Origin of the sequence: Streptomyces sp. NPDC059866 (genome assembly GCF_042731325.1) — a bacterium.
Classification (GTDB): Bacteria; Actinomycetota; Actinomycetes; order Streptomycetales; family Streptomycetaceae; genus Streptomyces; species Streptomyces flavusporus.
In genome coordinates this window covers 62,227-75,628 of sequence record NZ_JBHWJT010000005.1, presented here as the reverse complement: position 1 = coordinate 75,628, position 13,402 = coordinate 62,227, and the positions used below count along the sequence as shown (strand labels likewise).

The following is a 13,402-nucleotide window of genomic DNA, read 5'->3' as shown; positions in this document are numbered from 1 at the left end:
AGGGCCCCTGCACCCCCTGAGCCTCGCGCCCCGAAGCGAGCCGCCGTGGCATGTCCGTACGCCCCTGCCCGTACGTGACCCAGCCTCCTCCACTGCCTGAACGGCGTGGGGCACCCCCATCGCGCACCTCTTACCTCCGTACCAGGGCACACCCACGCCCGCGTACTCGACAGTGACGGAAACCACGTGATCACCACCTCGGGCCTGACCAAGGTCTACCGCTCACGCGGCCGCGAGGTCACCGCCCTCGACGGCGTCGACCTGCACGTCCGCGAAGGCGAGGTGTACGGCGTCATCGGTCAGTCCGGCGCCGGCAAGTCCTCGCTCATCCGCTGCATCAACCTCCTCGAGCGCCCCACCTCCGGCACGGTCACCGTTGCGGGCCAGGACCTCACCGCGCTCGCCGGCCGCGGACCCCGCGCCGGCAAGGAACTCCGGCGGGCGCGCAGCCGGATCGGCATGGTCTTCCAGCACTTCAACCTGTTGTCCACCCGGACCGTGCAGGACAACGTCGAGCTGCCGCTCGAAATCCTCGGCACCTCGGGCAAGGAGCGCTCCCGCAAGGCACTTGAGCTGCTCGACCTGGTGGGCCTGGCGGACAAGGCCAAGGCCTACCCGGCCCAGCTCTCCGGCGGCCAGAAGCAGCGGGTCGGCATCGCCCGCGCCCTGGCCGGCGACCCCAAGGTGCTGCTGTCCGACGAGGCCACCAGCGCCCTCGACCCGGAGACGACCCGCTCGATCCTGAAGCTGCTGCGCGACCTCAACCAGCAGCTCGGTCTGACCGTCCTGCTCATCACGCACGAGATGGACGTCGTCAAGAGCATCTGCGACTCGGCCGCCCTGATGGACAAGGGCCGCATCGTCGAGTCCGGCACCGTCAGCGAGCTGCTCGCCACCCCCGGTTCGGAGCTGGCCTCCGCGCTCTTCCCGGTGGGCGGTGAGGCCTCCGCCGACGACCGCACCGTCCTCGACGTCACCTTCCACGGAGAGGCCGCCACCCAGCCCGTCATCTCCCAGCTGTCGCGCACCTACAACATCGACATATCGATCCTCGGCGCCGCCATCGACACCGTCGGCGGCCTCCAGGTCGGCCGGATGCGCATCGAACTGCCCGGCCGCTACGAGGACAACGTCGTCCCGATCGGCTTCCTTCGCGAACAGGGCCTGCAGATCGACGTCCTGGGCGACGAGCCCGTACTGGTGAAGGAAGGTGCCAAGTGACCTGGTCCGAGATGCAGCCCCTGCTGGAGCAGGCGTGTACCGAGACCCTGATCATGGTCGGCTGGTCCACCCTGATCGCGGTCGTCCTCGGACTGCCCATCGGTGTCCTGCTCGTCCTCACCGACAAGGGCGGCCTGCTGCAGAACACCGTGGCGAACAAGGTCATCGGGCAGATCGTGAACATCGGCCGCTCGTTGCCGTTCATCATCCTCATGGTCGCGCTGATGAGCTTCACCCGCTGGGTCACCGGCACCACCATCGGCAGCGAGGCCGCCATCGTGCCGCTCGCCATCGGCGGCATCCCGTTCTTCGCCCGCCTGGTCGAGACGGCCGTCCGCGAGGTGGACCACGGGCTCGTCGAGGCCGTCCAGTCGATGGGCGGCAACACCTGGACGATCGTCCGCAAGGTCCTGGTCCCGGAGGCGCTGCCCTCGCTGATCGCCAGCACGACGACCACGGTCATCGCCCTCATCGGCTACTCGGCCATGGCCGGCACCGTCGGTGGCGGCGGCCTCGGCGACCTCGCCGTCCGCTATGGCTACCAGCGCTTCGAGACCGGCCTGATGTGGATCACCGTGGCGCTCCTCGCCGTCGTGATCGCGTTCATCCAGTTCGCCGGCGACTATGCGGCCCGCTCCCTGCACCGCCGCGGCGCCCGCTCCGGCCCCGGCCCCAAGCTCCGCCTGCTGAAGGCGAAGGAGCCGGCCGCAGCCGACGTCGGCAAGGTCGCCTGAGCATCCCAAGAACCCCCCCGTACACCCAAGACGGGGTCGCTCCACCCATAAGGAAAGGCACTTTTCGTGCGTAACACCGCCAAGATCACCGCCGCCGCCCTCGCCGTCGGAGCCCTCACCTTCGGGCTCACCGCATGCGGCTCCTCCGACAGCGGCTCCGGCTCCGCCGACGCCGACGGCCCCCTGATCGTCGCCGCGAGCCCCACCCCGCACGCCGAGATCCTCACCTTCGTCAAGGACAACCTGGCGAAGGACGCGGGCCTCGACCTGGAGGTCAAGGAGTTCACCGACTACGTCACGCCGAACACGGCGACGGAGGACGGCTCGGTCGGCGCCAACTACTTCCAGAACCAGCCGTACCTCGACGACTTCAACAAGAAGAACGGCACCCACATCGTGCCCGTCGTCACGGTCCACCTGGAGCCGCTCGGCCTCTACTCCCACAAGATCAAGAGCGCCGACGACCTGAAGAGCGGTGCCACCATCGCCGTCCCGAACGACACGGTCAACGAGGCGCGGGCGCTGAAGCTGCTCGCCGACAACGGCCTGATCACCCTCAAGGACGGCGTGGGCAACGAAGCGACCCCCGCGGACATCACCAAGAACCCGAAGAACCTCGAGTTCAAGGAGCTGGAGGCGGCCCAGACCCCGCGCTCCCTCGACGACGTGGACGCCGCGGTCGTCAACGGCAACTACGCCATCGAGGCCGACCTCGAGCCCGCCGACGACGCCCTCGTCCTGGAGTCCGCCGAGGACAACCCCTACGGCAACTTCCTCGCCGTCAAGGAGGGCGACGAGGACGACCCGCGCGTGAAGAAGCTCGCCGAACTCCTCACCTCCGCCGAGGTCAAGAAGTTCATCGAGAACGAGTACGACGGCTCCGTGATCGCCTCCTTCTGACGGTCCCGCGCCGCACGGGGTCCCCTCCCTCACCGGGAGGGGACCCCGTGGTGCGGTTCGGTGCTTTCATGCTGCATGCTGGGCAGTTCAGCAGGCCCTGACGGTTCGAAGGCTACGGAGCGGCGTCATGACGAGCACCTTCCCCAACATCTCCATCAGCACGGAGCGGTTGGTGCTGCGCCCCTTCGACGAGGACGACGTCCCCGCCCTGGCCGAGATGATGAACGACGAGCAGGTCATCGCCTGGACCGACGTGGGCCAGCCCTTCACCGAGGACGACGCACACACCTGGATCACCGAGTACGCGCCCACCGAGCGCAGCACCGGCCGCGGCCTCGCCCTCGCCGTCACCGAGTTCCTCACCCAGCGCCTGGTCGGCGTCATCCAGCTCGCCCGCACCGACTGGCATGTGCGTTCCACCGAGATGTCCTACATCGTGGCCCCCTGGGCGCGCGGCGAGGGCTACGCCTCCGAGGCCGCGCTCGCCACCGCGCAATGGCTCCTCGGGGACCAGAAGCTCGAACGCATCGAACTGCGCACCGCCGCCGACAACACCGCCTCGCAGCAGGTGGCCCAGAAGATCGGCTGCATCAGCGAGGGCGTCCTGCGCGGCGCCTGCATAGCGCGCACCCGCACCGCCGACGACACCTGGACCGAGGTGCGCACCGACTACATCGTGTGGAGCCTGCTGCCCGAGGACCTGGAGGGCGCGGCCGAGCAACTGGCCGACACCGGGGGTTTCACGTCGTACTCGGACTGGAACTGATGCCACGGGCGACCGCGCCCCGGCGCGCCCCGCGACCACCAGGTACGCTCACGGAGCCCGCCTGCCCGCGGGCCACACCCGACGACCTGCGCAAACACCCTGGAGACTGACGACGATGGCCGACCGGGTCACGGTGATCGGCTGGGACGGCTCTCCGCTGACCGCCGCGGCACGCGCCGCCCTGGGCGCCGCCACCCTGGTGGCCGGTGCCGCCCACCACCTTGCGCTCACCGAGGTGCCCCGCACCGCCGAGCGCATCCGCCTCGGCAGCGTCGCCCTCGCCGCCCGCCGTATCGCCGCACACCGCGGCACCGCGGTCGTGCTCGCCGACGGCGACCCCGGCTTCTTCGGTGTCGTACGCACCCTGAGGGCGCCAGAGTTCGGCCTGGAGGTCGAAGTCGTCCCCGCCGTCTCCTCGGTCGCCGCCGCTTTCGCCCGCGCCGGAATGCCCTGGGACGACGCGCAGGTGGTCGTCGCACACCGCCGCACCCTGCGACGTGCGGTGAATGTATGCCGGGCCCACACCAAGGTCGCGGTTCTCACCTCACCCGGCGCAGGCCCCGCCGAACTCGGCCTGCTCCTGGACGGAATCCACCGCACCTTCGTCATCTGCGAGGAACTCGGTACCGGGCGCGAGCAGGTCACCGTCGTCACGTCCGACAAGGCCGCCGACCACACCTGGCGCGACCCCAACGTCGTCATCGTCATCGGCGGCCCGGCCGGCCCGGCCGGCGCGGGCGACGGCTGGATCGCCGGCCGCGACCCGGGCGCGGGCCCCCGTGGCTGGACCCTGCCCGCCGAGGCGTACGAGGGACGGCTCGGCGAGGGCGAGACCGAAACGCTGCGCGCGGCCCAACTCGCCCGCCTCGGACCCCGCGTCGGCGACCTGGTCTGGGACATCGGCTGCGGCAGCGGCGCTTTCGCCACCGAGGCCGCCCGGGCCGGCGCCGCCGTCATCGCCGTCGACCGGGACCCCGGCGCCTGCGCCCGCACCGAGGCCGCCGCACGCCGCTTCGGCGTCCAGCTCCAGATCGTCCACGGCACCGCCCCGCACGTCCTGGAGAACCTGCCCGAACCGGACGTCGTCCGGGTCGGCGGCGGGGGAGCGGCCGTGGTCTCCGCGGTCGCCGACCGCCGCCCGCAGCGCATCGTCAGCCATGCCGCCACCCGGGACGAGGCCGAACTCGTCGGCCGCGATCTGACCGAGCACGGCTACGACGTGGAGTGCGCACTCCTGCAGTCCGTCGAACTCGACACCAGGGCCTGGACGGAGAAGGAACGGAGCGTCGCGTTCCTGCTCAGCGGTGTGCTGCCCGATCGCATGTCCTGATTCCGGTTCCGTCCCCGTGATCCGGTTGTCGTACCGCGCGCGGTAGGCTGGCCGATCGTTGTACCGCACTCGGACGCCCGACGCTTCGTCGGTCAATGTCCGGAAAACACACCCGTTTTGGGTGGGGTGTGGTACGGCAGAACCGGAGGACGCGCAACGTGGCGCAGTCCACAGCGGGCCGTCGCGGATCAGGCTGACGTGGCGGAGGGACGACCGTGACAATGCCACTGAATGGCTTTGTCGCCTTTTCCGGCGGGTCGTTCGTGCCGCTGGGCACGCACGCTCGTTCTTCACTACGGGGCGGTCGGTGCGCCGTTCCGGGTGAGCTGGTCGTAGGAGCATCAACCGATGGGCGAGGGGTACGCATGACTGACACCGGCCAGGTCCCGGGCGAGGGGCTGCCGGAGAACGCAGGCATGGTGGAGCAGCCGGGCGTCCCCGCGCCCAGCGCGTACACCTACCTCTCCGAGACGCCCGCGGAAGACGAAGACCTGCTCCTCCCCGGCGCCCAGGGCGCCTGGGGCAACGAAGTGGCCCCGCCCCCGCCCGAGCCGGTCGTCGAGGCCGTCCACGAACCCGACGCGCACGAGATGTCCGGCCGCGACAGCGGTGCGGTCGACCTCGGCGGGGTCCGGCTGCCCGACCCGACCCCGCCGTCGACACCGGCCGCGCCGTCGACCCACCGGCGTCCGCTGCACCTCGGCCCGCCGATCCCCGACGCCTCCGCGAGCCCGGTCCGCTCCCTCGCCGACCGCGGCCCCGCGGGTGTGCCGGCGCGCCAGCCGAGCCCGCCGACCTCCGGCCCCGAGTACCTCGACGTCCCTCGCGTGCGCGAGACGCCCCCGCAGGGCGCGGTGCCGTGGGGCGGCCAGGCCCATGCCCAGACGCCGGTCGGCGAGGAGGCGACGCCTGCGGAAACGGTTGTCCCCGCCACACATCACCAGACCGAGCCGGTGGGCGCCGCACAGGCCGCGGTGACCCGACTCGCGACGGAGGCCGTGGGGGCCTTCGGCCACAACGAGGCGTACGCCGCGCAGACGTGGCCGGCGGCTGAGGGGACGTCGCCCGCGGGCGCGGGGGAGGCGCTGGGCGGCGTGTCGGAGTCGGGGGGCGGAGAGCCTTCCGGGACCGCGTCTGCCGCGGGCTCCGACCAGGCGGCCGTGGCTCAGGCTGACGGGCTCGCCGGCCAGGTGCGGAGGGGCGTGGGGGCCTCGGGTGCTGGGCATGGGGAGGGTTCTGTGCAGAGCGCGGGTGCTGGGCACGGGGACGGCTCCCTGCCGGCCACGGGTGCCGGACATGGGCAACCCACGGGTGCCGGACATGGTGCCGGGGCCGCGCAGTCGCCGGATGCCGGACAGGCCGTCGCGGCTGCCGAGATGGCGGGCGCCGGCTCCGGACAGTTCCCGGATGCCGGAATCAGCGCCCTTGAAACCCCCCAGCTCGCAGAAGCCGCCCCCGCACCCGACGGGACTCCTGAGCAGGCGATGGCCGCATCCGAGGTCGCGCAGATGCCGGAGACCGTGGTGCCCGAGTCCGCGCCGGAAACCGGCACGCCCGAAGCGGCGCAGGCTGCTGCGACGGCTGCCCCTGATTTGGCGCAGGCTCCCGCCACGGATGCCCCCGATTTGGCGCAGGCCCCTGCGACCACCGCCCCCGACGTGCCGCAGGCCCCTGCGACCACCGCCCCCGACGTGCCGCAGGCCGCCGAGCCCGAGCAGGCTGCGTCCGACGTGCCGCAGGTCTCCGGGCCCGAGCAGGCTGCATCGGCCGCGCCGCAGGCCGCCGAGCCCGAACTGGCCGCCCCCGATGCGCCGCAGGCCCCCGCCTCCGCCGTAGCCGACAGCGCACCCGAGGCCCCCGCGCCCGCGCAGCCCTCGGACACGGCCCCCGGCGCCCCCGCCGTCACGGACGCCGCGCAGCCCCAGCCCACGGACGCTCCCGCTGCGGCCACCTCCACCGAACCGTCGTCCCCCCAACCCCCCGACGCCGATCAGCAGCAGGCCCTGCAGACGGCCGAGGCCACGCCACCCGTGCAGGACGCGCAGCCGGGTGCCCCGGCCGGGGAGGCTCACGACGTGACCGGTACCGCCGTCACAAGCCCCTCCGCCCCCGTCACGGACCACACCGCCGACCAGCTTGCAGCGGAGCGCCCCGTTCCGCAGCCCGAGCCCACGGCGGACGCGGCCGCAGCCACGCCGGCCCCGGAGGCGACCCCCGCCCCGGCCCAGCAGCCCGCGGAGGCGCAGCCGCAGGACGTGGCCGGTCTCCCGTCGGAGCCTCCGCCGGACCAGCCCGTGGGCCAGTTCGTCCCGGTGGAGGGCTCGGTGCCGACCACCCCGCACCTGGCTCCCACCCCGCCGCACCCTGTCGTCCTCCCCACGCAGGAGCAGGGGGCCGAGATCCCGGCGAGTCCCGAACCCGTGGCCACCGTCCCGGCCCCCCGCGAGGCCGACATGGAGCCGGCCCCCGAACTCGTGGAACTCGTACAGCACGCGGAGGACCTGGACACCCGGGCCGCCGACCAGGAAGAGGGCACGGCCGAAGTGGCAGAAGCGCGGCAGTCCACCGGCCCGGCCGCGCCCCCCTACGACGACGCCGAGCGCGAGGCCGTACTGAAGGTCATGCGCGAGCGCCGCGACATCCGCAACGGCTTCCGCAGCGACCCCATCCCGCACGAGGTGCTCCTCCGCGTCCTGGAGGCCGCCCACACCGCACCCTCCGTGGGTCATTCGCAGCCCTGGGACTTCGTGGTCATCCGCTCCGCCGAGACCCGGCGCGCGATGCTCGACCTGGCCATGCGTCAGCGCGACGCGTACGCCAAGTCGCTGCCGAAGGGGCGGGCGAAGCAGTTCAAGGAACTGAAGATCGAAGCGATCCTCGACACCCCGGTGAACATCGTCGTCACCGCGGACCCCACCCGCGGCGGTCGCCACACCCTGGGCCGGCACACCCAGCCGCAGATGGCCCCGTACTCCTCCGCGCTCGCGGTCGAGAACCTCTGGCTCGCGGCCCGCGCCGAGGGCCTCGGCGTCGGCTGGGTCAGCTTCTTCGACGAGCGCGAGATGGTACGCGCTCTCGGTCTGCCCGAGCACCTGGAGGTCGTCGCCTACCTGTGCGTGGGGTACGTCGACGAGTTCCCGGACGAGCCGGAGCTGATGCAGGCGGGCTGGTCCAAGCGCCGCCCGCTGTCGTGGGTCGTGCACGAGGAGACGTACGGCCGCCGCGCCCTGCCCGGCGAGGAACCGCACGACCTGCTCGGCGAGACCGTCGCGCAGATCCGCCCGCTGGACGCCAAGGCGCTCGGCGAGGCGTGGGAGCGGCAGAAGCGGATGACCAAGCCGGCCGGTGCGCTCGGCATGCTGGAGATCATCTCCGCGCAGCTGTCCGGGCTGTCCCGCCAGTGCCCGCCGCCGATCCCGGAGCCCGCGGCCGTCGCGATCTTCGCCGGCGACCACGGTGTGCACGCCCAGGGCGTCACCCCCTGGCCGCAGGAGGTCACCGCGCAGATGGTGGCCAACTTCCTCGGCGGGGGAGCGGTCTGCAACGCCTTCGCCGGCCAGGTGGGTGCAGAGGTCTGCATCGTCGACGTGGGCGTCGCCGCGGAGCTTCCGGCCACCCCGGGCCTGCTGCCCCGCAAGGTCCGCCCGGGCACGGCCGACATGACCACCGGGCCGGCGATGACCCGCGAGGAGGCCAGGCAGGCCATCGAGGTGGGTATCGAGACCGCCCGCGACCTGGTGTCGGCCGGCAACAAGGCCCTGCTCACCGGCGAGATGGGTATCGCCAACACAACGGCTTCGGCGGCCCTGATCTCGGTGTTCACGGACACCGACCCGGCGGAAGTGACCGGCCGTGGCACCGGCATCAACGACGAGACCCTCGCGCGCAAGACGGAGGTCGTGCGCCGCGCCATCGAGCTCCACCAGCCCGACCCGGCCGACCCGATCGGCGTCCTCGCCGCGATCGGCGGCCTCGAACACGCCGCCATGGTCGGCCTCCTCCTCGGCGGAGCGTCCCTTCGTACGCCGGTGATCCTGGACGGCGTCAGCGCCGGCGCCGCGGCCCTGGTCGCCCGCGCGATCGCTCCCGAGGTCCTCGCCGCCTGCATCGCAGGCCACCGCAGCGCCGAGCCCGGCCACGTGGCGGCCCTCAACAAGCTCGGCCTGCGCCCCCTGGTCGACCTCGACCTCCGCCTGGGCGAGGGCACGGGCGCCCTACTGGCCCTCCCGATGGTCCAGAGCACGGCGAGAGCAATGCACGAGGTGGCGACGTTCGATTCGGCCGGGGTGACCGAGAAGTAACGACCACTGATCCGGCACGAGGGCGCCGCCGGTCGGTACGGGGGGCGGTGGGCGCCGCCGGATTCGTGCGGGGATCGGTGGGCGACGCTGGTTCGTGCGGGGTCCGTGCGCGGCGCGCGCCGGCCCGGGCGGCCGTGGGCAACACCGGTTCGCACCGGACCCGTGGACGACGCTGGTTCGCACCGGAGCCGTGGACGACGCTGGTTCGTGCGGGGGCCCGTGAGCAGCGCCGGTTCGTACGGGGGGGCGTGGGCAGTCGTTCCGCGGGGCGGAACGGGTGGGCACGGACCCGCGCACCCGCACCCGGCCACGACGCTCAACCACCGGACACCCGTGCCGCCAACACCACCCGCACCGTAAAATCCGCACGTCAAAGACCACTGCACAGCCGCAGAGGCATCGCCCCGCATCGCCCCGCCCCAGGAGCCGCACCCTCATGGCCGAACACCCCGCCTACCCCGTAGGCCTCCGCCTCACCGGCCGCAAAGTGGTCGTCCTCGGCGGCGGCCAGGTCGCCCAGCGCCGCCTCCCGGCCCTCATCGCGGCAGGCGCGGACATCCTCCTCGTGTCCCCGGAAGCGACCCCCTCGGTCGAAGCGATGGCGGAATCGGGCGAGATCACCTGGGCGAAGCGCCGATACCTGGACGGCGACCTCGCCGACGCCTGGTACGCCCTCATCGCGACCAGCGACCACACGGCGAACACCCAGGCCTCCGCCGAAGCGGAACGGCACCGCGTCTGGTGCGTCCGCTCCGACGACGCCGACGCGGCCACGGCCTGGACCCCGGCGACGGGCCACAGCGAGGGCGTCACCATCGCGGTCCTCACCACCGACACCAAGTCCCGCGACCCGCGCCACACCGCCGCCATCCGCGACGCGGTCGTCGAGGGCCTGCGCGACGGCACCCTCGTCGCCCCCCACCACCGCACCCGCACCCCGGGCGTCGCCCTCGTCGGCGGCGGCCCCGGCGACCCGGACCTGATCACGGTCCGCGGCCGGCGTCTGCTCGCCGAGGCCGATGTGGTCATCGCCGACCGCCTCGGCCCCCGCGACCTGCTCGCCGAACTCCCGCCGCACGTCGAGGTGATCGACGCGGCGAAGATCCCGTACGGCCGTTTCATGGCCCAGGAGGCCATCAACAACGCGCTGATCGAGCACGCCAAGCAGGGCAAGTCGGTCGTACGACTCAAGGGCGGCGACCCGTTCGTCTTCGGTCGCGGCATGGAGGAGGCCCAGGCACTGGCCGAGGCGGGCATCCCGTGCACGGTCGTCCCCGGCATCTCCAGCTCGATCTCGGTCCCGGGCGCGGCCGGAATCCCGGTCACCCACCGCGGTGTGGCCCATGAGTTCACCGTGGTCAGCGGCCATGTGGCCCCCGACGACGAGCGCTCCCTCGTCGACTGGCCGTCCCTCGCCAAACTGACCGGCACGCTGGTGATCCTCATGGGCGTCGACAAGATCGGGAAGATCGCCGAGACCCTGGTCGCGCACGGCAAGCCGGCCGACACCCCGGTCGCCCTCGTCCAGGAGGGCACGACGGCCGCCCAGCGCCGTGTCGACGCGACCCTCGCGACGGTCGCCGAGGCGGTGCGTACGCAGGAGGTGAAGCCCCCGGCCGTCATCGTCGTCGGCGCGGTCGTGAACGTAGGCCCGCACCTCTCCGCGTAACCGCGGGTAACACAACTCGTCCCGAGCCGTTGGCACCACACCCAGGACAAGGCAGTATCACCCTGTGGCCGATCTCATCACCGTCGAGGACCCCGACGACCCGCGCCTGCACGACTACACAGGCCTGACCGACGTGGAACTGCGCCGCAAGCGCGAACCCGCCGAGGGCCTGTTCATCGCCGAGGGCGAGAAGGTCATCCGCCGGGCGAAGGACTCCGGCTACGAGATGCGCTCGATGCTGCTCTCCGCCAAGTGGGTCGACGTCATGCGCGACGTCATCGACGAGCTCCCCGCCCCCGTCTACGCGGTCAGCCCGGAGCTCGCCGAACAGGTCACCGGCTACCACGTGCACCGCGGCGCGCTCGCCTCCATGCAGCGCAAGCCGCTGCCCACGGCCGCCGAACTCCTCCAGACCGCCCGCCGGGTCGTGATCATGGAGTCGGTCAACGACCACACCAACATCGGCGCGATCTTCCGCTCGGCCGCCGCCCTCGGCATGGACGCGGTCCTGCTCTCCCCGGACTGCGCGGACCCCCTCTACCGTCGCAGCGTCAAGGTCTCGATGGGCGCGGTCTTCTCCGTGCCGTACGCCCGCCTGGACACCTGGCCCAAGGGCCTGGAGTCGGTCCGCGAGGCCGGTTTCACGCTCCTCGCCCTCACCCCCGACGAGAAGGCGAGAAGCCTCGACGAGGCGGCCCCGCACCGGATGGACCGGGTCGCACTGATGCTCGGCGCCGAGGGCGACGGCCTGTCGACCCAGGCCCTGGTCGCCGCCGACGAATGGGTCCGCATTCCGATGTCCCACGGCGTCGACTCCCTCAACGTGGGCGCGGCGGCCGCGGTCGCCTTCTACGCGGTGGCGACCGGCCGCCCCCAGGAGTAGGCCCTCCTCGGGCCGACGCCCCCGGACGCAGGCCCTACTCGGGCGCGGACTGCTCGATCGTCGACTCGAACCGCTCGGACAACAACGCGTCCTCCTCCAGCGGCCGGTGGTCCGGCTGGACGCGCTCCTGCCGCTCGCGTTCGCCGCCGAGTCCCCGGGCCGGCCCCTGGCAGCCCTGCACCACGCCGATGCCGAGCGCAACGAGTAGCGTCACCACGACGAACACGAACAGCCGCTGACGCAGCAGCCGCGGATTGGCCGGCCGCCGCCCGGCGCCGGTGTTCCGGGGCCCCGGACGCCCTGCGGTACCGCGCGGCACGGGCCGGTTCCCGCCGCCGGACCGGGTCGTACTGCGGGAAGCGGGCGTGTTCCTCGACGTCGGTGTGGGCCCCGCCCCGGACCGTGCCGACGGCGCACCTCCGCCCCGCGAGGCCGCGTTGCCGGGCCGCGGCGACGTGCCGCGCGCGGGAGCTCCGCCCCGCACCGGCGTCGACCCCCGGGGCGCGCCCGGACCCCGGGTCGTGGAAATCCCGGGCGCGCCCGCCTGCCCCGGCGGACGGCGCAGCGGGCGGTCGGGGTAGGTGTCGGCAAGCCGGCCGGTGGGCCGGTCCGCCTCACCGGAGCGTGGCGCCGGCGGCCGTCCGTCCAGAAGGCCCTGCGCCTCACGAGCCGCGATCTCCTTCAGCCGCAGCGACAGTTCGAGCGTGCTGGGCCGCTCCTCGGGGTCCTTCGCCAGACAGGCCCGTACGAGCGGGGCCAGCGCGTCGGGAACGCCGTGCAGTTGGGCCTCCTCGTGGACCACGCGGTACAGCATCACCTCGGAACTGCCGTGCCCGAAGGGCGAGTCGCCGGTCGACGCGTAGGCGAGCGTGGCGCCCAGCGAGAACACGTCCGTGGCCGGAGTGACCGCCGCGCCGCGGACCTGCTCGGGGGCGAGGAAACCGGGCGAGCCCACGGCCGTGCCGACGTGCGTGAGCGTGGAGGCCCCCGTCGCCCAGGCGATACCGAAGTCGATGATCCGCGGGCCCTTGGGGGAGAGCAGGATGTTGGAGGGCTTCAGATCGCGATGCACCACACCGGCCTCGTGCACGGCGACGAGCCCCTCCGAAAGAGCGGCCCCGACCGCGGCGACGTCCGCCGCGCGCAGCGGCCCCTCGTCGGCGACCTTGTCGTGCAGGGAGGGTCCCGGTACGTACTGCGTGGCGAACCACGGCCGGTCCGCCTCCAGATCCGCCGCCACCAGCCGCGCCGTGCACCCGCCCCGGATCCGCCGGGCGGCGGAGACCTCGCGCGCGAACCGTGACCGGAACTCCTGGTCCTCCGCCAGGTCCGGCCGGATCACCTTCAGTGCGACCCGCTGCCCCTTCTTGTCGGAGCCCAGGTAGACAACGCCCATCCCGCCCGCGCCGAGCCGTCTGTGCAGCCTGAACGAGCCGACGACGCGCGGGTCCTCGCGCCTCAGGCGCATCATCGCCATTTTCATCCCCGCTGCCCGGTCCGTGTGACGTGGCACAGCTTACGTTTCCGTGGCCGTGTGCGCGCAGAGGCCGCGCCCTCTCGGCCCGACGGATTGTCAGTGCCGGGTGGGAGACTTGAGG

The 13,402-nt window shown here is 72.8% G+C and carries 9 protein-coding genes; 8 read left to right on the top strand and 1 reads right to left on the bottom strand.

Features of this window, described 5'->3' with window-relative positions; genetic code table 11:
- Positions 1–186 precede the first annotated feature (186 nt).
- The 8 genes from ACFV7R_RS08885 (at position 187) to ACFV7R_RS08850 (ending at position 11,804) form a co-directional block, all read left to right on the top strand.
- Positions 187–1,221, top strand: coding sequence for a methionine ABC transporter ATP-binding protein (locus tag ACFV7R_RS08885; protein WP_385261555.1), 1,035 nt, complete (start codon positions 187–189; stop codon positions 1,219–1,221).
- Positions 1,218–1,955: a methionine ABC transporter permease gene (locus ACFV7R_RS08880; protein ID WP_385261552.1), complete on the top strand. Its 738-nt coding sequence runs from the start codon at positions 1,218–1,220 to the stop codon at positions 1,953–1,955. Before ACFV7R_RS08885 ends, ACFV7R_RS08880 begins: the two co-directional genes overlap by 4 nt.
- A 66-nt stretch (positions 1,956–2,021) precedes the next feature.
- Positions 2,022–2,855 carry a MetQ/NlpA family ABC transporter substrate-binding protein gene (locus ACFV7R_RS08875; protein WP_385261549.1) on the top strand — a complete coding sequence of 278 codons (834 nt, stop codon included), beginning with the start codon at positions 2,022–2,024 and terminating at the stop codon, positions 2,853–2,855.
- A 127-nt stretch (positions 2,856–2,982) separates the two neighbouring features.
- Positions 2,983–3,621, top strand: a complete 639-nt coding sequence (locus tag ACFV7R_RS08870) for a GNAT family N-acetyltransferase (RefSeq protein WP_385261547.1) — start codon at positions 2,983–2,985, stop codon at positions 3,619–3,621.
- 115 nt (positions 3,622–3,736) lie between these two features.
- The gene (gene cbiE / locus ACFV7R_RS08865; protein ID WP_385261544.1) at positions 3,737–4,951 is read left to right on the top strand and encodes a precorrin-6y C5,15-methyltransferase (decarboxylating) subunit CbiE; all 1,215 of its coding nucleotides are present in this window, start codon (positions 3,737–3,739) and stop codon (positions 4,949–4,951) included.
- A gap of 365 nt (positions 4,952–5,316) precedes the next feature.
- Positions 5,317–9,252: a nicotinate-nucleotide--dimethylbenzimidazole phosphoribosyltransferase gene (gene cobT, locus ACFV7R_RS08860; protein ID WP_385261542.1), complete on the top strand. Its 3,936-nt coding sequence runs from the start codon at positions 5,317–5,319 to the stop codon at positions 9,250–9,252.
- Between the two features lie 436 nt (positions 9,253–9,688).
- Complete coding sequence (cobA, locus tag ACFV7R_RS08855; protein ID WP_385261539.1) at positions 9,689–10,921, top strand: uroporphyrinogen-III C-methyltransferase; 1,233 nt, start codon at positions 9,689–9,691, stop codon at positions 10,919–10,921.
- 64 nt (positions 10,922–10,985) lie between these two features.
- Positions 10,986–11,804 (top strand): RNA methyltransferase, encoded by an 819-nt coding sequence (locus ACFV7R_RS08850; protein WP_129796876.1) that lies wholly within the window; start codon positions 10,986–10,988, stop codon positions 11,802–11,804.
- Between the two features lie 34 nt (positions 11,805–11,838).
- Here ACFV7R_RS08850 and ACFV7R_RS08845 read toward each other — a convergent pair whose 3' ends face one another.
- Complete coding sequence (locus ACFV7R_RS08845) at positions 11,839–13,287, bottom strand: protein kinase (protein ID WP_385261536.1); 1,449 nt, start codon at positions 13,285–13,287, stop codon at positions 11,839–11,841.
- Positions 13,288–13,402 lie beyond the last annotated feature (115 nt).